The sequence below is a fragment of the Pseudomonas sp. NBRC 111127 genome (genome assembly GCF_001320345.1).
Lineage (GTDB): Bacteria > Pseudomonadota > Gammaproteobacteria > Pseudomonadales > Pseudomonadaceae > Aquipseudomonas > Aquipseudomonas juntendi.
The window spans coordinates 1-22,622 of the sequence record NZ_BCBD01000087.1; the positions used below are offsets into that span (position 1 = coordinate 1).

The 22,622-nt window shown below is 59.6% G+C and carries 20 protein-coding genes and 1 pseudogene; 9 read left to right on the forward strand and 12 right to left on the reverse strand.

The window, feature by feature from the left end; translation table 11 throughout:
* On the forward strand, positions 1-2,028 hold a 2,028-nt coding region (locus tag APH30_RS16430), incomplete at its 5' end, for an amino acid adenylation domain-containing protein (protein ID WP_054913154.1).
* Between the two features lie 292 nt (positions 2,029-2,320).
* Here APH30_RS16430 and APH30_RS16435 read toward each other — a convergent pair.
* The 6 genes from APH30_RS16435 to APH30_RS16445 all read right to left on the reverse strand — a co-directional run bounded on the left by APH30_RS16435 (position 2,321) and on the right by APH30_RS16445 (position 6,914).
* A complete protein-coding gene (locus tag APH30_RS16435; RefSeq protein WP_054913155.1) occupies positions 2,321-3,022 on the reverse strand; it encodes an ATP-binding cassette domain-containing protein in 702 nt (233 codons plus the stop codon).
* A complete protein-coding gene (locus APH30_RS16440; protein ID WP_054913156.1) occupies positions 3,023-3,781 on the reverse strand; it encodes an ABC transporter permease in 759 nt (252 codons plus the stop codon).
* The gene (locus APH30_RS28050) at positions 3,778-4,983 is read right to left on the reverse strand and encodes a YcaO-like family protein (RefSeq protein WP_082416191.1); all 1,206 of its coding nucleotides are present in this window, start codon (positions 4,981-4,983) and stop codon (positions 3,778-3,780) included. Before APH30_RS28050 ends, APH30_RS16440 begins: the two co-directional genes overlap by 4 nt.
* Before the next feature lie 3 nt (positions 4,984-4,986).
* Complete coding sequence (locus APH30_RS28055) at positions 4,987-5,778, reverse strand: SagB/ThcOx family dehydrogenase (RefSeq protein WP_082416192.1); 792 nt, start codon at positions 5,776-5,778, stop codon at positions 4,987-4,989.
* Positions 5,775-6,641, reverse strand: coding sequence for an McbB family protein (locus APH30_RS28060; RefSeq protein ID WP_080709243.1), 867 nt, complete (start codon positions 6,639-6,641; stop codon positions 5,775-5,777). Before APH30_RS28060 ends, APH30_RS28055 begins: the two co-directional genes overlap by 4 nt.
* Positions 6,642-6,707: 66 nt before the next feature.
* Positions 6,708-6,914, reverse strand: a complete 207-nt coding sequence (locus APH30_RS16445) for a hypothetical protein (RefSeq protein WP_029886908.1) — start codon at positions 6,912-6,914, stop codon at positions 6,708-6,710.
* A 361-nt stretch (positions 6,915-7,275) separates the two neighbouring features.
* Between APH30_RS16445 and APH30_RS16450 the strand changes: the two are divergent.
* A pseudogene (locus APH30_RS16450) lies at positions 7,276-7,617 on the forward strand (phosphopantetheine-binding protein); the annotation flags it as partial.
* Between the two features lie 421 nt (positions 7,618-8,038).
* Here the strand turns inward: APH30_RS16450 and dsbG are convergent.
* From dsbG to dsbD, 3 genes are read right to left on the reverse strand one after another with little or no spacing between them, the layout of a single operon-like run.
* A complete protein-coding gene (dsbG, locus tag APH30_RS16455) occupies positions 8,039-8,797 on the reverse strand; it encodes a thiol:disulfide interchange protein DsbG (protein ID WP_054913157.1) in 759 nt (252 codons plus the stop codon).
* A 1-nt stretch (position 8,798) separates the two neighbouring features.
* Positions 8,799-9,635 (reverse strand): TlpA disulfide reductase family protein, encoded by an 837-nt coding sequence (locus tag APH30_RS16460; RefSeq protein ID WP_009684802.1) that lies wholly within the window; start codon positions 9,633-9,635, stop codon positions 8,799-8,801.
* Positions 9,635-11,350 carry a protein-disulfide reductase DsbD gene (gene dsbD / locus APH30_RS16465; protein ID WP_054913158.1) on the reverse strand — a complete coding sequence of 572 codons (1,716 nt, stop codon included), beginning with the start codon at positions 11,348-11,350 and terminating at the stop codon, positions 9,635-9,637. Before dsbD ends, APH30_RS16460 begins: the two co-directional genes overlap by 1 nt.
* A gap of 335 nt (positions 11,351-11,685) precedes the next feature.
* Between dsbD and APH30_RS16470 the strand changes: the two genes are divergently transcribed.
* The 5 genes from APH30_RS16470 to APH30_RS16490 are packed head-to-tail and all read left to right on the forward strand — an operon-like array spanning position 11,686 to position 17,810.
* Positions 11,686-14,517 (forward strand): xanthine dehydrogenase family protein molybdopterin-binding subunit, encoded by a 2,832-nt coding sequence (locus APH30_RS16470; protein ID WP_054913159.1) that lies wholly within the window; start codon positions 11,686-11,688, stop codon positions 14,515-14,517.
* Positions 14,510-15,046: a (2Fe-2S)-binding protein gene (locus tag APH30_RS16475; protein WP_029887985.1), complete on the forward strand. Its 537-nt coding sequence runs from the start codon at positions 14,510-14,512 to the stop codon at positions 15,044-15,046. The genes APH30_RS16470 and APH30_RS16475 overlap by 8 nt, the downstream gene beginning before the upstream one ends.
* Positions 15,047-15,048: 2 nt before the next feature.
* On the forward strand, positions 15,049-16,260 hold the full coding sequence (locus tag APH30_RS16480; RefSeq protein WP_054913160.1) for a cytochrome c: 1,212 nt from the start codon (positions 15,049-15,051) through the stop codon (positions 16,258-16,260).
* Positions 16,261-16,263: 3 nt separating this feature from the next.
* Positions 16,264-17,235, forward strand: a complete 972-nt coding sequence (locus APH30_RS16485; RefSeq protein ID WP_054913161.1) for an XdhC family protein — start codon at positions 16,264-16,266, stop codon at positions 17,233-17,235.
* Positions 17,232-17,810, forward strand: coding sequence for an NTP transferase domain-containing protein (locus APH30_RS16490; RefSeq protein WP_054913162.1), 579 nt, complete (start codon positions 17,232-17,234; stop codon positions 17,808-17,810). The genes APH30_RS16485 and APH30_RS16490 overlap by 4 nt, the downstream gene beginning before the upstream one ends.
* Here APH30_RS16490 and APH30_RS16495 read toward each other — a convergent pair.
* The 3 genes from APH30_RS16495 to APH30_RS16505 are packed head-to-tail and all read right to left on the reverse strand — an operon-like array spanning position 17,807 to position 20,431.
* Entirely contained in the window at positions 17,807-18,433 is a 627-nt protein-coding gene (locus APH30_RS16495) for a GAD-like domain-containing protein (protein ID WP_054913163.1), read from the reverse strand. The genes APH30_RS16490 and APH30_RS16495 overlap by 4 nt on opposite strands.
* Before the next feature lie 19 nt (positions 18,434-18,452).
* On the reverse strand, positions 18,453-19,070 hold the full coding sequence (locus APH30_RS16500) for a GAD-like domain-containing protein (protein ID WP_054913166.1): 618 nt from the start codon (positions 19,068-19,070) through the stop codon (positions 18,453-18,455).
* A gap of 17 nt (positions 19,071-19,087) precedes the next feature.
* Positions 19,088-20,431 carry a DUF6861 domain-containing protein gene (locus tag APH30_RS16505; protein ID WP_054913164.1) on the reverse strand — a complete coding sequence of 448 codons (1,344 nt, stop codon included), beginning with the start codon at positions 20,429-20,431 and terminating at the stop codon, positions 19,088-19,090.
* A gap of 210 nt (positions 20,432-20,641) precedes the next feature.
* On the opposite strand from APH30_RS16505, the gene APH30_RS16510 reads away from it, so the two are divergent.
* On the forward strand, positions 20,642-21,325 hold the full coding sequence (locus APH30_RS16510; protein ID WP_009684795.1) for a response regulator transcription factor: 684 nt from the start codon (positions 20,642-20,644) through the stop codon (positions 21,323-21,325).
* Positions 21,322-22,622, forward strand: a 1,301-nt coding sequence (locus tag APH30_RS16515; RefSeq protein WP_054913165.1) for an ATP-binding protein, incomplete at its 3' end; no start/stop codon positions are given. The genes APH30_RS16510 and APH30_RS16515, both read left to right, overlap by 4 nt.

A 22,622-nucleotide genomic window follows, 5' to 3' on the forward strand; every position in this document is an offset into this window, starting at 1 on the left:
GACCAGCGCTACTTCGACTACCCGACCGTCGAGCGCCTGCTGGCCGAGTTCAAGCGGCTGTTGCTGGCGCTGGTAGAGGGCTTTGCCGGGGAGGTGAGCGAACTGCCGTTGCTGGGCGCCGAAGAGCAGCGCTTCCTGCTGGAAGACTGCAACAGCACCGGGCGGGCTTATCCGCTGGAGCAAAGCTACGTTGCCCAGTTCGAAGCGCAAGTGGCCGCGCACCCGCAGCGTGTCGTTGCCCGCTGCCTGGAAGCCGCCTACGACTATGCCGGTCTGAACCTGGCCGCCAACCGCCTGGGCCACGCACTGATCCTGGCCGGCGTGAAGGTCGACCAGCCGGTGGCGCTGCTGGCCGAGCGCGGCTTGCCGCTGCTGGGCATGATCGTCGGCAGCTTCAAGGCCGGCGCCGGCTACCTGCCGCTGGACCCTGGCCTGCCGGCGGCGCGCCTGCAAAGCATCATCGAGCTCAGCAGCACGCCGGTGCTGGTGTGCAGCGCCGCCTGTGCCGAGCAAGGGCGGCAACTGTTGAGTGCGCTGCCCACGCAGGCGCGCCCGCAACTGCTGGTGTGGGAGGAAATCCAGGCCAGCCAGGTCGCCAGCCACAACCCTGGGATTCACAGCGGGCCGGACAACCTGGCCTACGTGATCTACACCTCAGGTTCCACCGGCCTGCCCAAAGGCGTGATGGTCGAGCAGCGCGGCATGCTCAACAACCAGCTGAGCAAGGTGCCTTACCTGGGCCTCAGCGAGCAGGATGTGATAGCCCAGACGGCGTCGCAGAGTTTCGACATTTCCGTGTGGCAGTTCCTGGCTGCGCCGTTGTTCGGGGCTACCATGCAGATCGTGCCGAACGCCATCGCCCATGATCCGCAGGGCCTGCTGGCGCATGTGCAGGCCAGTGGCATCACCGTGCTGGAAAGCGTGCCATCGCTGATCCAGGGCATGCTGGCCAGCGACCATCAGGCGCTCGATAGCTTGCGCTGGATGCTGCCAACCGGCGAGGCCATGCCACCGGAGCTGGCCGCGCAGTGGCTGCAGCGCTACCCGCAGGTGGGGCTGGTGAACGCCTATGGCCCGGCCGAGTGCTCGGATGACGTGGCGTTCTTCCGGGTCGATGCTGCCTCGACTCAAGGCGCCTATTTGCCGATCGGCACGCCGACCGACAACAACCGCCTGTACCTGTGCGGGGACGATCAGGCACTGGTGCCGCTGGGCGCGATGGGTGAACTGTGCGTGGCTGGCACCGGCGTTGGCCGTGGCTACGTTGGCGACCCGGTGCGCACGGCGCTGGCGTTCATCCCGCACCCGTACGGTGCGCCGGGCGAGCGCCTGTACCGTACTGGCGACCTGGCGCGGCAGCGCCCGGACGGTGTGCTGGAGTACGTTGGGCGCATCGACCACCAGGTGAAGATTCGCGGTTATCGCATCGAGTTGGGCGAGATCGAGGCGCGCCTGCACGAACAGGCACAAATCCGTGATGCTGCCGTGGGGGTGCAGGAGGGTGCCAATGGCAAGCACTTGGTCGGTTACCTGGTTGCGCACCAGGGCATTGCCGGGGACGCTGAATTGCTGGAGCGGATCAAGCAACGCCTGCGCGCCGAGTTGCCGGAGTACATGGTGCCGTTGCACTGGGGCTGGTTCGACAGCCTGCCGCACAATGCCAACGGCAAGCTGGACCGCAAGGCCCTGCCCGCCATCGACATCGGCGGCCAGCACAGCCAGGCCTACCAGGCACCGCGCAATGAGCTGGAAGACGTACTGGCGGGTATCTGGGCCGATGTGCTCAAGGCTGAGCGGGTCGGGGTGCACGACAACTTCTTCGAGTTGGGCGGGCACTCGTTGCTGGCCACGCAGATAGCCTCGCGGGTGCAGAAGCAGTTGCAGTTGAACGTGCCGCTGAGGGCGATGTTCGAGTGCAGCACCGTGGCGGAGCTGGCCGAGTATGTGCAGGGGCTGCAGGGCAGTGCGCTGGATGACGACAAGGTCGATCGGCTAAGTGACCTGATGGCGGAGCTGGAGGGGTTGTAGGGGATAGGGTCCGCCTTGAGGCTTGCTGCGCGGCAGAAGTCGAGCGCCGCCCGCGCGGCGCTTCGCGGGGCAAGCCCGCTCCCACTGTCTGTTTCGGGCCTGTCTCTTCTGTGAGGTCATCGCTGGCCGCCTTGTTTGTACGACTTAGTATCAAGTCATACGCCAAGGGGCGCTCGATCTCACCCGCGCTGCATATCTTGTGGCCGGCACAGACCTGATGCGATCCCTACGGGCTTGTCCCGCGAAGAGGCTTGAACTCATCTGCATTGCGATGCAACTCGTTTCTGCCCAGCTACATCGAGGCATTGATGAACGCTTCATCCAAAGATCCCGCCCGATACCGAGTCAGGAATTGGTCTGAGCTATGGAACGCTTCGAGTTGACGATGGGCAAGCATGTAAAAGCGATCGCAATGGGCCGTGATTTCCTGCGTATAGTGGGATGAAACCAAAACACTGGCCCCGTCGTTGCACGCGTGTTTGATCCCAAGCCAGATAAAGTGTCGGAATTCCGGATCTACTCCAGCCGTGGGTTCGTCAAGTATGATCAGATCGCTGCCCATGAGTAGCAGTGTCAAGGTGAAAAAGCTCCGAATTTCGCCATAGCTGCAAGTAGAGGATTTTTTCTTGGAAATATCCGAATACCTTTTAGAAAGCGCAGGCGACCACGCACCAAGCCGAGACAGTGCTTCAGAAAGGCAAAGCTTCGACGGGGCATTCAAATGGATGATTAGATCGTAAACTTCAATCATCCGCAACTGGGGTGGCGGCGTCAGAATTTGCGTCAGATAAGCCAGATGTTGGGCGCGGTTGATGATTTCTCCACGGCCAGGTTTTCTAAGTTTACAAATCAGGTCGAAGAGTGTCGTTTTTCCAGCGCCATTGCTCCCTAAAAGACCCACTACTTCACCAGGTGAGATATGTAGGTTGAGATTGTGCAGCAAGGCTTTTTCTTTGTGCGAGAAAGTCAGATCATTAATGGTTAGTATGCTCATTTAATAACGACTCCAGATAGGCTGGACTCTAAAGTAATTCGCTGTTAAATAAAGGCCAAGCAGGGGAAGGAACAATGCCACTGGGAAAACTGACAGTAATGGAAGTTCGCCGCGAAAAACTCGGGTGCTCAAGTACAGAGGGTTGATGAGAGCGTTCAGTTGATCATGCTCTTTACCTGTGACGGCGCCCAGATAGCTGGACATCAGCATGAGAAATGACAGCAATGAGAAAAGTGTACTAGCTGTTCCAAATTTGATAGGCAGGGCGGCCATGACCAAACCCACACAGGAAAAGCCCAGGTAGCTGGTAAAAAAGCAGGCAATTGTGTATAGGTATTCTTGGACTGAATAATCTCCATGTATAGGTTTGGTGATCAGGTAGAATAAAGATGCATATGTGACGCTTAGAATCGAGTAGCTGATCATGTGAGACATCAGAAAAAGGCGAATGGAGTCCTTTTGGTAGATGAACGAACGGATAAAGCCGCTTTCCCGTCTGCCGATAAGGTAAAAGCTGAATCCAAAAAAAGCGACGTTCGCTGAAATGTAAGCGTAAAACCAACCGGCGTAGGATAAATAGGGTTGAGCGGTCTTGTCTGGATTCAGATCGCTTGGGCTCATGATAAAAAACAGCATGCAGGGTGCGAAGGCTGTCCACAACAGACTGGAAGGCTCTCTGAGGTGCTCCTTTATCAAAATTTTTGAGATGTTATAGAGCTTTATCGTTCTTGGGAGGGGGCGTAGACTGCTGCTGGTCATGGAAAAGGTACCATTCTGTTAAGTTGTTGTGGAATGATCTGCTTTTGAAATTGATTCGAATAGGTGTTTTGGATGTTGAGGTGTGAGGCGTTGTTCATGTGAAGAAACAAGTGGGGGGAGATATACTTGCAGTAGTGTAAGTTCCTCTTGGGTGAGTGTGTGGAGGAAAGATATAGGTAGCCATCAAGCTTTAATTGTCTCAGGCGTGCTATTAGTGCTGCACTGGTGAGCGGGAGAGGGTTGGTAGCGTTGTTTTGAGTTGGGCTGCTTTCGATGCAGGTGGTGACGTTGGTATAAGTTTCATAAAGGTTGTTTGTTAAGAAATTTTTTAGGTAGGGGTCCTCAATGTCGCTAAGTGTTTTATTTCTCAAGTAAAAGGAGTGCATGAATCGGAAGGTTTGCCACAGTTCAATCACTGATTTTTCCAGTGCGCTACTTAGGTTGTCGGAGTAGGCCATCCCCGCACAGTATCTGACATACTGGTGTTTTCCGCCCCGGTTGCCATAGCAAAGCAGGACGCAGCAGCCAGGAAAACGTTCATCTGTAAGGTTTAAAATGCAGAGATCTCCTGTTTTTCCCATTTCTTTGAAAAGCGAAAGACTGGGTCGGTTCCAAAGCGCTGAACAAGCGTCTCTGTACTTGATTTTGGCTGTGCAAGTTTTAGTTAGCCAAAATCTGAGTAAAAACTGTCGCTCCATAGCTTCTTTGAGCGCGCCGAGCACTGCTTTATCAACAGTCACGTGCACGCTACACCCACAGGTGTCCCGCATGGGGTAGAACTCGTTGTCAATTGGGCTTCTGCAGGGGGTGATGGAAATTAGTGCTGTTGGAATTGCACATTTAGTTAAATCAGTGATCCTGTAGACATTCGTGCGCTCGAAATTGTGTGAGTGAAGGGTTTTCTTTCTATCAATCGTTGTTGTTTGCGAAAAAGCATTGGCAAACGCTTCGAATTCATCATGTGTCAGCCCTGCGCCCAGCTTGTTCCTGCCGTGTATCGGTACATCCAAGTAGAAGTGCTTTCGCTCAAAATGCTCACCTATAGCGCTGGAGGTTACTGAGGATGACCACCCACTACTTGATCCATAAGTTTGCCAGCGGCTGCCACATTCCACGCTATGTGGAAAATGAGACACTGCGCTCGGTCGATGAAATTCAAAGTCGGCAAATTCAAGTGTATGTATTTCGTTGAATATATTCATGCGTTAGCCCACAAATTGAACACATAGGGGGGTGAAAAGCGCAGGGTTAAGTTTTAGGTATTTGGTTATCTCGTAATCAGTGAAGCCTGACCATGGCCTGCTCTGCAAGTTCAGCTCTTTGCAGCGTAAATCTATTAACATATACATGGAGCCTGCTTCCATGAGTGCTAAGCGATAGCCTCTATAGCGATATTTGAATAATGCTTTCGGAAGATAGGCTATGTAAAGCAAAGCTAGGGCGGGGCGTCCAATATTAGATACTTTAGGTATAATTGCTTGCGTAAGCTTGGTGGCGTCAATTTGAGGGCTGTTGGTTTCAAATGTTTTCGAGGAGGGTAAAAGGTGTAGAACGTTGCTCTCAGATGGCCAACGACTAATTCTATTATCTAGATTTACAAAAAATACTTCGATTGGGTAGATCGCGCCACCGCTCGGATAGCCTCTTTTGTAGGAATGTCCTTCTTGTGTCAATAGAGGAGCTGTTAAAGATTGAATCGTTTCAAAATCCAGTGGTCGTTCTACAAACCAGTCACATGACTCATTTCTTTTTAAGTAATGCTCTGGTTTGAGTGGCGACAATGTGAAGTATTGGTCTGGGGCTTCTTTCTCTAAAATGTTTAAGGGTAATTCGTTGCCAGTCAGCGCCTCGAGTTCTTTTGATGGAATGTGATGTAAAGTGCTAGCGTGTTGGCATATGGTGTGGATTGTGTAATTCCCTTTGGCGTGGAACGCTAGCGTTTCGTCCAGTACTTCTGAGGATACGAATTTTAGATAATAGTCATGAGGAAGGGTCATAACATTTCTCCACTACACTGGCAGAGAGACCAATGGATGCTGCAGTCCTCTGTAAATGAGCCGTCAGTCAGATTCAATGTTCTAGAGCGCAAAATTTGATCCTGAGTTACTTTCGATTTTTGAAAGTGCGTGAGTTTGTTAGTGAAAGAGGCGATGGTCCCCAGAATGATTGTGCTCTGCCACTCATCAAGGGTGGTCTTTGGAAGATCAATATTATTTGACTGGCAGAAGCTCCATATTCTGCTCCAGTGATGCTGGCTTGCTCGTACGCTTTCATAGTGTGCTATGCGGTCCAGGGTACAAAAAGCACAGGGGTTTCCGATCGAGGGTATATGTGTTTCTGTTAAATGGAAAAAGTGGTTGCTTATAAAGCCTACGCTGATCCCACAATCTGGATTGTTTTTTAATAAATTGGTGTAATTTGTTCTTAGTTCATCTGGTTTTAATTTTGAGCATGCAAGAACAAATAGCGTTGGGTTCGGGTGTTTATTGGTATTGAGTTGCGGTGTTTTTATGATTTTGATTTTGTTGTTTGGTCTTTGTTCTATGTGTTCTTTTAATGTGTCTGGGATTTCCCAGTCAATGCATACGGTAACATTTTTGAAATGAGGTGGTTGACGGGGTTCTCCGATTATTGATATGGCTTTCAAGAAGCTGATAGCCTTTTGGGGCTGAAGTGATTCGCTTTCGAGGATCTTGGTAAGTTCATGCTGTGTTATTTCTGTTGACTGTCTTTCAATCATGTGGTGAAGAGTATTTACGAGTTTGGGGTCGTCTATTCTTGTAAATCCTTTTGATGAGAAAACTGTAGGTTGTGCATCAAAGTTTAGGATTTCGTAATTGTATATTCTCAAAGTTTTCATTTTGTCCCCTTCGATTGAGACGGGCACCGACGATAGTTAACGCAGGTGCCCGTGTATATTTGTGAGTCAGTCCTCCTGCGCTATTTGAGTGATGGCGTTGCCAGCGCTACCGCCGGAGCCGCCGCTTCCGCCGCTGCATCCACCCCCGCCGCCACAGCCGCCGCTACCGCCACATCCACCTGCCCCTCCTGATCCGCCAAAAAATTCGGCTTCCATATCGCAGTTGTTGTCGAAGGTCAGATCCATCAAATTGATGCCAAATTGAGTGTCCATTGAAGTCTCCTTGGTTGCCCCGTGGTCCGGGGTCCTGTGGGTTTAGTTTGATATTTCATATGCGTCAAATTTGCCGAAGATGATTGGCCACTAAGGATCGTATTTCATGTTTGAGTTCTGGTTGGTGTTGTAGGATTTTTCTGAAATGTATTTCTGACGGAAAACCAAGGACTGATTGCAAGTGTGAGAAATTTCCTATTGTGATGCAGGGGTAGCCCGTATCTCTAGTAGGAATGATATGTGTTTGAGTTGGGGATGTTCTGTTTGAGATGAATCGCGTTTATTGCTTGAGATGCAAAATTCAGTGTTTCAAAATGTAAAATTTAATTATTATTTCCGAAATACACGACCTAGTTACTTGCGGATGGCCCTGCCGGCGATCACCATCGGCGGCCAGGCCTACCAGGCACCGCGCAATGAGCTGGAAGACGTACTGGCGGGTATCTGGGCCGAGGTGCTCAAGGCTGAGCGGGTCGGGGTGCACGACAACTTCTTCGAGTTGGGCGGGCACTCGTTGCTGGCCACGCAGATAGCCTCGCGGGTGCAGAAGCAGTTGCAGTTGAACGTGCCGCTGAGGGCGATGTTCGAGTGCAGCACCGTGGCGGAGCTGGCGGAGTATGTGCAGGGACTGCAGGGCAGTGCTCTGGATGACGACAAGGTCGATCGGCTAAGTGACCTGATGGCGGAGCTGGAGGGGTTGTAAACCGCAGGCTATGCTCCCACCGCCAATGTCTGGCGGCGGGGGCGCGCCATGCAAACTAGATGACTGGATTTACATCGCAGCGTTGATAAAAGCTTCATCATAGGACTTTGCGCTGTAGCGGGTCAGAAACGCTTCACCATTCCCGAACGGCTCGATGCGCTGGTGTGCAAGCATGTAGAACCGGTGGCAGTTCGTTACGATTTCTTCGGTGTGGTGAGACGATACCAGCGACGCGGCCTGTGGAAGCGAGCTTGTCGAGGCGTCGAACCGCCGCGAACACCGGCAAAGTCAGTGGCATCTATCGCGTCGCCTGTTTCGCGGGCACGCCCGCTCCCACAGATATAGCGCCGCTCTCAAGGCTTATGCAGTACCTGTAGGAGCGGGTTCACCCGCGAACGGGCCAGTACTGGCAACCAATATCTCAGCGCTTGCCAAGAATCTTCCCAAGCATCTCCGGCCGTGGTGCGCCTTGCTGGCTCTGCAGCTGACCCTGGTCATCCTGATAGAAAATCGCTGGGGTGGCCTGCAACCCCATCTCTTCCATCAACGCCATGTTTGCCGCCAACTTTTGCTGAACCGCCGGCGGCACCTGCTTCAGCGCTTTCAGGGTGCTGGCCTTGCCGGCCTTCTCATGCGCGTGCAAAGCCTTGGCCGGGTCTTGTGCCGCCAGCAGGGCGGCCGACTTGCCTGGGCTGTCTTCGCGGATGATGCCGACCATGATGTGGCGCAACTGCACCTTGCCCGACTCGACCCAAGGCCGTGCCTGTTCCCAGAACATGTTGCAGTACGGGCAGTTGGGGTCGCTGAACAGGTACACCTTGCGCGGTGCATCGTCCCTGCCATCGGCGATCCAGGCGGTTTTTTCCATCTTCGCCCAGATTTCCTTGCTCATCGGCGCATACACCAGCTTATCCAGCGGCTCTGCGCTCAGGTCCTTGCCCTGTTCGTCGAACAGGTTGCCGACCAGTACGTGCTTGCCGTCGGGCGTCAGGTACAGGGCCAGGGCGTTGTTCTGGTACTCGGCGGCGTAACCGCGCAGGCCGTTGGGGGCGTCGAAGCTGCCTTTGATCACGGCACCCTTGGCTTGCAGTTGCTGAACCGCCTTGGGCAGCTCTTCGGCCTGCAAGGCGGGGGCGGCCAGCAGGGCCAGGGATAGGGGCAACAGTGCAGTCAATCGCATTTCAGTTTCCTTGTGCGGCAGGGGCGGGCGCAGCGGCCCGCTCGAAAGGTTCCAGGGCATGGCGCAGGCTGGCCCGGGACAACTCGCCCAGGTGGCTACCGACCAGCCGCCCCTGGGCGTCATAAAACAGCGTGGTGGGCAGGGCCATCGAACCGACGCGTTGGGCCAGCAGGCCGGTGCCGTCGAACAGCACGTGGGTCAGGCTCAGGCCGGTGGTGGCGAGGAAGGTGCTGACGTTTTCCGGGGTCTCGCCCTGGTTGACGAACAGGAAGGTCACGTTCGGGTATTCGCTCTGCGCCTGCTGCAGCACCGGCATTTCGCGCCGGCAGGGTGGGCACCAGGTGGCCCAGAGGTTGATCACCAGCGGTGTACCGCGGTAGCTGTGCAGCGCCACGGGCTGGCCGCCGGCATTGCGCAGGTTCAGTTCGGGTAGTTCGGTGCCCTTGCTGTACAAGTGCCCGCCAAAGCTGGCCAGGCCCCAGAACAGCGCGCCGCTGAACAGCGCCCAGCCCAGCGGGCGGCGCAGGCCTGGGTGGCGCCAGCCCTGCCACAGGGCACCGCCCACGATACCCGCCAGGCCCGACCAGAACAGAAAGCCGCCATCACGGATGTCGATGATTTGCAGCGGATCGTCCCGGTACATCGGCCAGTACGCCAGCACGAACCCCGCCCGCGCGCTGAGCAAGCCAAGCAGAAACAGGTTGAACAGCGCCGACTCCGGGCTTTCACCGCCGCGCCGTGCGACCCACCAGCCGACCACGCTGGCGATCACCAGCGCGGTGAGCATGAGCAGGTGGTTCAGGGCCATGGTCAGCGGCCCCAGGGTCACGGTGAGCATCAGCCTTGGCTCCTGGTCTGGGCCCAGTGTTGCTGGAACGCGGCGGCGTCCACTTCACCGGTGATGCGCCGCGCGCGGCGCTCTTCGCCTTCTGGGCCGATCCAGATAATGCTGGGCGGGCCCGGTACCTGGTAGCGTTGTAGCAGCGCTTTGCTGGCGGGGCTATTGGCGGTCACGTCCAGCCGCAGCAGGTGCACGCCGGCCAGCCCGGCCTGCACGTCGCTGCGGCTGAACACTTGTTTTTCCATCACTTTGCACGACACGCACCAGTCGGCGTAGTAGTCGAGCATGACCCATTGCCCGCGAGACTTGGCGGCATCGAGTTCGCGCTGCAGGTCTTCTGGGCGGCTGACGGTGACGAAGCTGTCCTCGGCATGCGCAGCAGTGGCTGGCGCGGCTGCCCCCCCGGCGAATGGGCGCAGGGGTTGCCAGAGGTCGTCGCCGCCGGCTGCCGCGCCGACCAACAGCAAGCCCCCCCACAGCGCCCCCAGCAGCGGCACTGCGCGCAGTGCCGGCAACCGCTGCAGGGCCGGCCAGGCTGCCCAGGCCAGGGCGACCAGCCAGGCACCGGCGAGTGCCAGCAGCAGGCTGGCCGGCAGCAGGCTGCGCACGGTGTACAGCGCCATGGCCAGGAACACGAAGCCGAATACCGCCTTTACCCGGTCCATCCAGGCGCCCGGGCGTGGCAGGTAGCGGTTGCCCAGGGTGACCAGCAACAGCAGCGGCACGCCCATGCCCAGGCCAAGGGCAAACAGCACCAGCGCGCCTTGCAGCACATCGCCGCTTTGCGCGATGTACAGCAGCGCCCCGGCCAGAGGCGCGGTCATGCAGGGGCCCAGCAGCAACCCGGACAACGCGCCCAGCAAGGCCGCACCATGCAGGTTGCCGCCGCGGGTACCTTGCCCGGCCCGGTCGAGACGATCACGCAGGGCGGCGGGCAACTGCAGTTCGAAGGCGCCGAACATCGGCAGGGCAAGGATGATGAACAGCCCCGCCAGGCTGCCCAGCAGCCAGGGTTGTTGCAGCCAGGCTTGCAGGCTGGCGCCCAGCAGCGCGGCGACCACGCCCAGGGCGGCGTAGACCAGGGCCATGCTCAGTACGTAGACCCCGGCCAGCAGCCAACCGCGGCGGGCGCTGGCACCGTTGCCCAACACCAGCCCGGCGAGAATCGGCAGCATCGGCAGCGAGCAGGGGGTAAAGGCCAGCAACAGGCCCAGGCCGAAGAAGGCCAGCAGGCTCCAGACCAGGTGCCCCTGTTGCAGGCCGCTGGCCAGGGCCTGGTCGCTGGCTTGTTCGGCGGCCGGCGCTACGCTGCCGCCCAGGTCGATGGTGGTGGTTTGTGGCGGGTAGCACAGGCCGGCGTCGGCGCAGCCCTGCCAGCCCAGGCGCAACTGGCCCTGGGCGTTGGCCGGCAGCAGCAGTTCAAGCTGGTCACGGTACACCGCGCTGTCGCCGAAGAACTCGTCGTGGTGGTTGAGTGCCGGCGGCAATTGCGGCTGTTGATCGCTCGGCAGGCCATCGAATTTGAGGCGCTTCTGATACAGGTAGTAGCCCGGCTTGATCTGGAAGTACAGGCGCATCTGGCCGTCGGCCTGGCGGTCGTGGGTCAATACGAAGGCCTGCTCGACCGGCAGGAAATCGGGTTTGACGTCGAACGGGTTGGCTTGCAGGGGGCCAGCCAGTAGCAGTGTCAGGAAGAGCAGGAGAACGCGCATGTCTTCGCCTTGGCAGATCGGGGAATGGGGCCATGCTGGCTGGGGTTGATTAAATGAAGGTTAACGGCGGTTTTGAAGGGGGTGTGAGGGTTTTCGGTGCTTGACGGGGGATTTGCAGCGCCTGTGAGATCGAGCGCCGAATCTCCAAAGACGAACACCTATCAGCCCAAGCAAGGATCCCCCCGCTTAAAACCCGACACACCGCGACATATTGTCGGCTTGACTTTGCCTGCCCTCGCTAAATTGCTGTAAAGTTGACGCCCAGGTCAGCTTTCTGCAAGCCAGGCCCAGAATCAGAAGAAAGGGCAGACCCTCGACTGCCCAGAGGATCAAGCATGTCCAACCGTGATATTTCCAGGCGCGCCTTCCTGCAAGGCGGCCTGGTCGCTGGTGTCGGTGTGACCATGGCGCCGCTTGGCAGCCAGGCGTTCGCCGCGCTGATGGAGGAACGCGTCACCGCTTCGCCGCAGAAGTGGATGAACCATGACGGCAAGGCGCGTTTCCGTAACGATGCGTTGTCCAAGGTCTGCGGCGACAAGGTGTTCGCCCGCGACATCCGTGCCAAGGACATGCCGGGCTGGCCGGTGCAACAGGGCCATGCCTTGCTGCTCAAGGCCACCAAGGCTGACCGCATCTATGCCGGGCATGACCTGAGCCTGCTGGGGGCAGACCTGCAACCAGACCGTGTCGTCACCGCCGCAGACCTGGAACAGGACGGCATCGCCTGGCCCGAAGCGCACTCGCCCGACCCACTGCTGCCGCCCGGCCAAGTACCGATGTTCATCGGCCACCCCGTGGCAATCCTGATCTGGCACGATTTCGAGCGTTTCCGCCAGGCCAAGCGCAAGCTGCAGTTCAACGACCAGGCGATCCGCTACGGCGCCCAGGCGCCGCTGTACCAGCGTGACCCCTATGGCAGCTTCCGCTTCGTGCGGGTGGGCGGCGCCACGCCGTTCGACGACGATGAGTTCTCCAGCCTGAAGAATTCCATGCTGTTCCCCACCATCCTCAACCGCAAGCCGGTGTGGTCGAAACAGCCCAACCAGCATGGTGACCTGACCGAGCAGGGGCTGTTCTACGCCAACCGTATGGCCGAACAGCTGGACAACCCGCCCGAGGACTGGCTGGTGTTCGACGAGCGCTACAAGACGCCGTCCATCGAACCTGCCGCGCTGGAGCCGGACAACGGCAATGGCTGGTACGACCGGGCCAGCGGCACGCTGCACTTCGTGGTGGCCACCCAGTGCCCGTTCGAAGTGGCGCAGGAATGCGTGCACATGATCAAGCCGTCGCGGTTTGCCCTGAACACCCTGAACATGCACCCCGGCTACACCGTGGGCTACGGCTCCAAGGACAACAACATCTTCGTTTTCTACGCTGCCGTGGCTGCGTTGTACGGCGACGGGGTACCGGTCCGCCTGGCCAATGACCGCTACGAGCAGTTCCAGAGCGGCATCAAGCGCCATGCCTTCGATATCCGCTACCAGCTGGCGGTGGACAAGAAAGACAACAGCTTCAAGATTTTCCGCGCCGACATGAGCTGCGACGGTGGCGGGCGCATCAACTACAGCCCGTCGGTGGCCGCAGTGGGTGCGACCGCAGCGCAGTCGATCTATTACATGCCGCAGAACGACCTGTCGGTGACTGCCTATTACTCGCGTGGCGTGGAGGCGGGCTCCATGCGCGGCTATGGCACCCTGCAGAGCATGGCGGCGACTGAAATGATGGTCGATGAAATCGCCGGCCGCCTGGGCGTGGATGCCATCGACCTGCGCCGTGCCAACGCGCTGAAGTCGGGCATGAAGAACACCCAGGGCGCGGTGCCGGCCGGCGCCCTGCGCCTGTACGAAATTCTCGACAAGGCCGCTGTGCACGACCGGTGGCGCAACCGTGACGCACGCAAGCAGCAGATGGATGCCAAGGACCAGGATCACTGGTACGGCGTGGGTTTCGCCATCTGCCAGAAAGACTTCGGGACTGGCGCGGAAGCGCCGATGGCCAGCGTCGAGTTCAGCCGCGACGGGCGCATCAGCCTGCGCCACATCGGTACCGAACTGGGCACTGGCATGTCCACTTCGCAGGCCCTGGTGGTCAGCGACTTCCTTGGCCGTTCGGCCGATGAGGTGCGCACTGCCGTTACCGAGTGGCCAGAGCTGCAGCTGACCACCAGCGGCAACCCGTACCTGATCAGCCAGCCCGAACAGGACGCTGCCCTGCGTAACCCGCGCTGGGTGGGCAAGCTGGCGTCGCCATCGTCGGCGACCAACTCGGCGTTCTATTTCAGCCACGCTACCCGCGAAGCTGCACGGGTACTGTTCAACCACGGCTTGTGGCCGGCGGCCATGGCCATCTGGCGCCAGGGGCCTTACGGCGGGCAGGCCAACCCGCTGGTGGTGCGCCGCGAGAACGCTGTGTGGGTCAACGGTGAGCTGACCGGCAACGGCCTGGCTCCGATCCCGTTCGCCCAGCTGGCGCAAAAGGCCCATGACATGGGCCTGGTCACCGGTGTGAGCGTCCACGGCTTCAACCGCTGGAGCTGGGCCGAGGCCGACTTCGTCATCGACGGTGTGCGCGAGCGCTTCCCGCTCGACGCCGTGGCCGTGAAATACGGCGACGGCGCGGTCAACGCCAAGAAAGCGCAGATGAGCAGCCACGGTTATCACCTGCTCGACCGGCAGAACGCGGCGTACCCCGATACCCAGCTGAACAACGCCATGGTCACCTACTACAGCCCGGTGGCGACCATTGTCGAAGTCAAGGTCAACAAGGGCACCCACGAAGTGCAAGTGCTCAACCACCACAGCTGGGTCGAGTGCGGCCGGGCGCTGGTGCCGGAGCTGGTCAAAGGCCAGCTCGAAGGTGGCATCGCCATGGGTATCGGGCACGCCCTGACCGAAGAAATGCCAATGTACGAGGGCGGGCCCGGGGAGGGCGACTGGAACTTCAACCGCTACCGCCTGCCGCATGCGCGCGATGTGGCGGTGTGGCAGCAGACCAGCGAAATTCTGCCGCCGCTGTCACCCACCGACCCGTCCAAGGGCATTGCCGAAGTGGTGATGATCCCGGTCGTCGGTGCCATCGGCAATGCCGTCGCGCATGCCATTGGCAAGCGCGTGCGCGATCTGCCCATTACCCCAGCCCGTATCAAGGAGGCCCTCAATGGCTAACCGCCCACTGCAACTGACCCTCAACGGTCAACCGGTCGGCCCGGTCGAGGTCCCCGACGACCTGGCGATGCTCGACTACCTGCACGAACACCAGAACCTCACCGGTTCGCGCCTGGGCTGCGGCCAGGGTATCTGCCACGCCTGCGTGGTGATCGTGGACAACCCGGACGGCACCTGCGAAGAAGTGCGCACCTGCATCACCGGTGCCCACTACTTTGCAGGCAAGAAAGTGCGCACCATCGAAGGCCATGCCAGCAAGGACGAGGCCGGCAACCTGACGCTGAACCCGATCCAGCAGAAGTTCGTCGACCTGTTCGCCTTCCAGTGCAGTTACTGCGCACCAGGCTTTGTCAACGCCGCTACCGTGCTGGTGGAAACCGCCCAGCGGCAGCCGCTGAACAAGAGCGAAGTGCAAGACCGTATCGAGGCCAGCCTCGGGCACCACATCTGCCGGTGCACAGGCTACGTGCGTTACTACGACGCCACCCGCCAGGTGCTCAACGACCTCGGCCTGGTCAAGGAGGGTTGAACATGGGCTTCGTACGTAGCGCATTGGCGCTGGCGTTGGGTGTTGCCGTCAGTTCGGCGGCCCTGGCGGCCGATGAAGCACAGGTAAAGCGCGGTGAATACCTGGCCCGCGCCGCCGACTGCATGGCCTGCCACACCGCCGAAGGCGGCGCGCCGTATGCCGGCGGCCTGCCGATCCATTCGCCGTTCGGCACCATCTACGGCAGCAATATCACCCCGGACAAGCAGTATGGCATCGGCAACTACAGCGCCGACGAGTTCTTCGCAGCAGTCACGCAGGGCAAGCGCAAGGATGGTGCCAACCTTTATCCCGCGATGCCTTACACCTCGTATCACCTGATCAAGCGCGAAGACTCGGACGCGATTCTTGCCTACCTGAAAACCGTACCGCCGATCAACCGCCCGGCCCCGCAGACGGCGCTGCGCTTCCCGTTCAACGTGCGCATGGGCCTGAGCGGCTGGAACCTGTTGTATGGCAAGAGCGTGCAGCTGCAGCCAGCCGAGGGCAAAAGCCCGGCCTGGCAGCGTGGCCAGTACCTGGTCGAAGTCATGGGCCACTGTGGCGAGTGCCATACCCCACGCAATGCGATCGGTGCACTGCAGCAGGACCAGCGGCTGAGTGGCGGCCTGCTGGCGGGTTACCTGGCGCCCAGCCTGCTGGCCCAGGACCTGGCTGAGCGGGGCTGGACCCAGCCAGACTTGACCACCTTCCTCAAGCACGGCATCAGCGCCCAGGGCAGCATGTTCAACGAGATGTTCCCGGTGGTGCACCACAGCACCCAGCACCTGGAGGACGCCGACCTGGCGGCCATGGCCACCTACCTGCTGGGCGACCAGCCGCCCGCGGCCAAGGTCATCCAGCCGGTTGCCCTGGCGCAGATGAGCAACAGTGCCCAGCGCGGCCACCAGCAGTACCTGAACGTTTGCGCCGGCTGCCATGGGGTCGACGGCGAGGGCAAGCCACACGTCGCCGTGGCCATGCAGGGCAATACCGTGCTGCGCCAGGCCGACTCGCGCAACCTGGTCAAGGTCATCCTCGAAGGCATCCGCGAACAACAGTTCACCGGTTTCGAGCGCATGCAGCCGATGCCGGGCTTTGCCGATAAGCTCGATGACCAGCAGGTGACGGATATGGTCAACTACCTGCGTCAGGCCTGGGGTGGATTGCCAGGTGACCTTAACCTGCAGCAGCTCGCCGAGCTGAAGGCGGAGTAAAGCGTGCAGCATCTTGATCTTCAGGTGATCCGCCAGGCGTTGCAGTGGTCATGCAGCGGCCAGCGGGTGTGGTTGTGCACGGTGCTCGCTACCTACGGCTCGGCGCCCCGTGCGCCGGGCTCGTTACTGGCGGTCAATGCCAGTGGGCAGTGGCTGGGTTCGCTGTCGGGTGGCTGCGTCGAAGATGACTTCCTCGAACGTGTGGGGCAGGGCGAGTTTCCTGAGCCGGTTGCCATCGTGCGTTACGGCGATGGCAACGACTCGCGCTCGAGCATCCGCCTGCCGTGTGGTGGCGTGCTCGAAGTGCTGGTGGAGAACCTGCCGGCCGAGTGCGAGGTGCAGGCGCACCTGCGTGAGCTGGAACGTGCGCTGCTGGGCCAGCGCCGGGTGCTGCGTGAGGTGAGCCTGCCGGCAGGCGAGCGCCACCTTGTCGACGACTATAGCCAGGGGCCGCGTGTCGAGCGTGAAAACGGCCGCGTGCGTCTTCGCGTAGGCGCCGCCCAGCGTCTACTGTTGGCCGGCTACTCCAGCGTCGCGCATTTCTGCGCCGAGTTCGGCAGGGGCATGGGTTTCGAGGTCGTCCTGTGCGAACCGCGTGACGAGGTGCTCGACGGGGTGCGGCTGGACGGTATCGAAGTGCGCCGTGAACTGCCGTCGGAGTTCATCATCAACGGTGGTTGCCATGCCGATACAGCGGTGGTGGCGCTGACCCATGACCCGAAGATCGATGACCTGGCGATGCTCGAAGCGGTGCGCACCGAAGCGTTCTATATCGGTGTGATGGGTTCCCGGGCGACGTCTGACAAGCGCCGTGAGCGCCTGCAGCGGGTCGGCGGTTTGGGCGCTGTCGAACTGGGCCGCATCCATGCTCCGATTGGCCTCAACCTGGGCAGCAAGACCCCTGCCGAGATCGCCCTGGCGGTACTGGCTGATATCCTTCGTGTGCGCAATGGCATCGAGCGGGTGGCGCTGTGAGTGTGGTTGCATTGATATTGGCGGCAGGCAGCAGCGTGCGTTTTGGCTCTGACAAGCGCCGTTCGCTGCTGGCGGATGGTCGAAGCTTGCTGGTGCATAGCGTCGAGAGAGCCTGCGCAGTGTTCGATGATGTAAGGGTGGTGTTGCGTGAGGGGGAACGAGGCGTGGACCTGATGTTGCCAGCGCAGTGCCGGGTGATCTCCAGTGGTGATTGCGCCCTGGGCATGGGCCATAGCCTGGCAGCAGGTGCCGCGTCGCTGGTCGACAGTGAGGCGCAAGCGGTGGCGATCCTGTTGGGTGACATGCCCTGGGTAGAGCCCGCGACCCTGGGTTTGCTTGCACGCGAGGCCGGTGGGTCAACGATAGTTCTGCCTTGTCATGCTGGGCGGCAGGGCCACCCAGTGTTGTTCGGGCGTGATTTCTGGCCGGCGCTTGCCCGGCTGAAGGGGGATGAAGGGGCGCGTTCGGTAGTGAAGGCTCATCCGGAAAGTTGCGTCAGGCTGCAAGTGCAGGATGCCGGCGTGCTTCAGGATGTCGACAGGCCGGAGGCATTGAACCCGCACGTCAGGGCCTAATCCTCCCCTTCGTCAGCCCATTCATAGGGTTGCAGTTCGCTCAGTTGGGAGAGCAGCAGCAGATGCTCCACCACTTTGAGCTTTTCAAGCCGCTCAAGACTGTCTGACCCTCCCAGCATCAAGGCGGGGACAAAGCCATACATTTCATCTACGCCCAAGGTGCCGAGCCGTTCCCTGGCAGGTTCGAACAGGTCGTCGAAATAGATGCATTCGGTCATTAGCCACATGAGCAAACCATGGATCTTGTTGTCGCGTTCTTCGTCTCCTGAACTGTGAGCGCCATCGAGGTAGCGGGAATGGTAGGCCGCGATGGTCAGCACCGAGCCGGTTTTCTCACCCCATAGGTACAGGTCTCCAAAAGCGCTGCGGGCGATGAGGTGATAAGTGTCGCATGCTTCGAAGTGCGTACCTGCCAACCAAGAGGCCACTACCTCCTGGTATTCCTGGGGATTTACCAGCCAGAACAAGCCGCCGCCGTAGCCGCACCAGCCGTGGTCTTGCCAGTATTCAAGGAGGCGGTTCGGGAGTTTGCCTTGGTAATGTTCGAGGGCGGAGGGCGGTACGGGTTGGTGGCCGACGGGGTCGCCGAAGGTTTCAAGGAAGAGGGTGAAGATTACGTCCATTTTAGTCCCTTTTGTCATTTTAGAAGTCAGAGAAGCTGTAAGGTTGAAGTTCGGCGATTTGTGATAATAATACTAAGTGCTCTAGTGTCTTGACCTTCTCAAGATTTTTGAGAGTGGCTTGCCCCCCTAGCGTCAGTGCCGGTACGAACGCGAACATCTCGTCGTGCTTGGGTGTGCCTAGTTTTTTTAATGCGGAATCGAACATGCCGTCGAAATCGTTATATTCTTTGTCTACAGTCAGGAAGAAATTTTGTACCGCTCTGTCCATTTCATTTGCTGCGGTTGCATGAAGGCTGCCTGTATAGTGAGAAATAGCGGCTGTGATCTTGAGTGAGAATCCGGTTTTTTCGCCAAAAAGATAAAGGTCGCCAAAAACACTTCGGGCAATGAGATGATAGTTGTCGCGGATGGCTAGGGGTGTGTCTTCTAGCCATGAATCGACAACGCCTTCATATTCTTGAGGATTAACTGTCCAGAATATTCCTTCACCGTATCCGCTCCAACCATGTTCCGCCCAATACTCCAAAAGCTTATCAGGCAGTTTTCCTGTATAGCGGCGTATGCTTGAAGGCGGCACTTCTTGGCGATACATGGGCTTTCCGATTGATTCGATGAATATAGAGAATATCTCGTCCATGCTTATGTCCCTAGTGCCTAGCATTTGTGAAGCTTTACGTTCATGAAGTTGGACTTGTTGCCGCTTTGCGATGCCCGCTCGGCGGCTTGCTTCAGGTCTTTAATCTTGGTTTTCCACTGAGGGCCTATACTTGAATTGACCTGTCTGTCGCCAAAGTCTGAGATGGTGTCCTTGCCACCTGCGCTGAGGTCGGGGTTGTGCAACGCCGCAAGCGTGGCCATTGTTTCTTTCGCTTGTTTCATGGCAATTCTCCGTGCTTCAACAGGGTTCATGTCTTTAGGAAGCTCTGTTTGGATTCTGTTTTGTAGTTTCAACTGCAAGTCTTTCCTCGCGAGGCGGGCAATTTTGGGGTCTCGTTTTACTGGGTTGGCAACGTTTTCCAGAAACTCCTCAACCGTCAATCGATTCAACCCATCCTGCTGTCCCTTCAACTGCCGTTCAAACTCGCCATGCTTGGATACTGGCAATTTGTCTGCCTTGAAACACGCCACCGTATGCAATGGCATGCTACCGGGCTTCCCTGACGAGGGCTTCTTGTCTTTTCCCGCCGGCCGATTCGGCGGCATCGGTTGCGGCTCATTCGCTGCCCCCTTGCGCCGCTCCGGCACCTGCAGATCCGGACGTTTCTTCAGCCCTTCCTCATGCTTGAGCATCCATTGCCCCAGCCGCGCGCCTTTGCGGCTGGCCGCCATCTCTTGCGCCAGCACCCGGGCATCGCCGTGCCCGCGGGTGAGGTACGAGACGATCGCCCCCAGCAACAGCATCACCACTTCCACATGGCCCAAGGCAATGTGGTGGGCAGCCCTGGAAATCGCATGCGGATCGTCCCGCCCGAACGGGTCATGGCTTTCGTCCCGCGTGCCTTCCCAGGCTATGCGAATGCCATCGAGGTAGTACTCGCCGATGCGGGGCAGGCCTTCAATGAAGAACTCGGCGATGGAGGCAAGCCCCAGTACGCCAAGTATCCAGCCGCTGACCTTGAGGCCCATCGCCGCGCCAGCGCCGGCCAAGGGAATGGCCCCTGCACCTGCGCCAAATGCCCCGATGCCAGCGCCAATGGCGCCGCCGGTGAGGGTGCTGCCGACGACGATCATCGCCATCTCCCTCACCACCTTGAGCAGTTCGTTGAGGATGCTGGCGATTTCCAGGTCGGCAAAGCGTTGGTGCAGGATACTGCCGGCCTGCCACTCGGCCTGGTTGAAGGCCGACTGGACGGCCCTGACCCGACGTAGGTTGAGGGCCAGTGAGGCGACAGGTTCGTTGAGGTAGGTACGAAATTGGGCGCGTCCCTGATAGCCCACTTCATCGGTAACACGTGATTCGATCTCGAACCACGAGGGCACGAGATAATCCAGGTGCATGAGGTGTCTCCCTGACAGCGTGTGCAGGGGGAAATCCCATCATGGATTTGGTTCGGAAATTCCTGAGTCGGCTGTAGGAAAAGGAGACTTTGTTCCAGGCGGTCGCACGCGCTCAAGCCACGCTCGCCCAGCCCACCTGCAAAGGTCCATAATCCCCCCTTAATCCCTTCATAGTGCAATGCCAGCCACACCACTGTGGGAGCCCACACCATGCACGTTCTGCTCTGCGAGGACGACGACCTGATCGCCGCCGGCATCTGCGCCGGCCTTACCGCCCAGGGCCTGACCGTCGACCGGGTGGGCAACGCCGCCGCTGCGCGGGCCATGCTGCAGGCGGCGCAGTTCGACGTGATGGTCCTCGACCTGGGCCTGCCCGACGAAGACGGCCTCAAGCTGCTGCGCCGCCTGCGCGAAAAAGGCGAGACCTTGCCGGTGCTGGTGCTTACCGCGCGCGACGCCGTCACCGATCGCGTCGATGGCCTGCAGGCCGGTGCCGACGATTACCTGCTCAAACCCTTCGACCTGCGCGAGCTGGCTGCACGCCTGCACACCTTGCTGCGGCGGGTGGCGGGGCGGGCGGTCAATGTGATCGAGCACGGCCCGCTGCGTTATGACCCCAGCAGTTGCGAGGCGACCCTGGCCGGCCAGCAGGTCGACCTTTCCCGCCGTGAACAGGCGCTGTTGCAGGCCCTGTTGCAAAACCCCGGGCGGGTGTTGTCCAGCGAGCAGTTGAAGGACTGCGTGTATGGCTTCAGTGACGAAGTGGAAAGCAACGCCCTGAACGTGCATATCCACCACCTGCGGCGCAAGCTCGGCAACGGTATCGTAGAGACCGTGCGCGGCCTGGGCTACCGCCTGGGCCCGGCGCAGGCACCGGAAGAGGCCGCACCATGAGCCTGCGGGTACGCTTGAGCCTGATCCTGGGCAGTGCCTTCATCATCATCTGGGTGCTGGCTGCGGCATGGATGCTGCGCGACCTGCGCCAGCAGATGATGTTTTCCCTCGACCAACGGCTGGTCGCCTCGGCGCGCATGGTCGCCGGGCTGATCGACCAGTTGCCGCAGCCCTTGACGGCCAAGGGCGGCGAGGCGCATTTCTCGGCCGACCAGTTCAGCGTGCCGGACGGCATGGCTTGCCAGGTCAGCTCGCTGCGCGGCGAAATCCTCGCCAGCAACCACAAGCACGACGGGACCATGGATGACGAGCGCAGCGGCTTCCGCGACCAGACCATCGACGGCGCTTCGTGGCGCACCTTCACCTACAACCATGGGGATGTGCGCATCACCACCGCCGACCGGCATATGGAGCGTGAAGCGCTGAACCAGTCGATCCTGCTGGCGGCTTCGGCGCCGGTGCTGATGGCCCTGCTCGGTAGCCTGGGGTTGTTGTGGATCGGCCTGGGCAAGGGCCTGGAACCGCTCAACCGCATGCGCGATGCCTTGCGCCGCAGGCGTGCCGACAGCGTCGAGCCGTTGCAGGTGGCGGGCCTGCCCAGCGAGTTGCAACCGTTGCTGGACACCCAGAACCAGCTGTTCCTGCGCATTGCCCAGACCATCGAACGCGAGCGGCGCCTGACCGACGATGCCGCGCACGAGTTGCGCAGCCCGTTGACCGCAATCAAGACCCACCTGCAGGTGGCGCGCATGACCGATGGCGCCGTGCGCGAGCAGGCACTGGAGCATGCCGAGCAGGGTGCCGACCGCATGCACCGTACCCTCGAGCAGTTGCTGATGCTGGCACGGGTGGAGGGCAGCCTTTCGTTCGAGGATGGCGTGCAGTGCAGCGCCGAGCAGGTGGCCCGCCAGGCCGTACAGGACGCGGGCGGGGGTGACAACCGGCGCATTGTGCTGCGATTGCCTGAAGAAGCCACGCAGATCTACCTGGGCATGCCGGCGCCGCTGGCAGTGGCCGCGCTGCGCAATCTGCTGGACAACGCCCTGCGCCATGGCGGTGAACAGGCAGTGGAGTTGGAGGTGCAGATGGCTGACGGGCAGGTGGGCTTCATGGTGCGGGACCATGGGCCGGGGATTGCCGAGGCGGATCTGGAACACCTTACCGAGCGTTTCTGGCGCAGCGGGCAGAGCGGTGGTTGCGGGCTGGGGTTGGCGATCGTGCAGGCGATCGTGCAGCGGTGTGCCGGTAGCCTCAGGTTCGACAGCAGTAGCGATGGCTTGCGGGTGTGGTTGCAAGT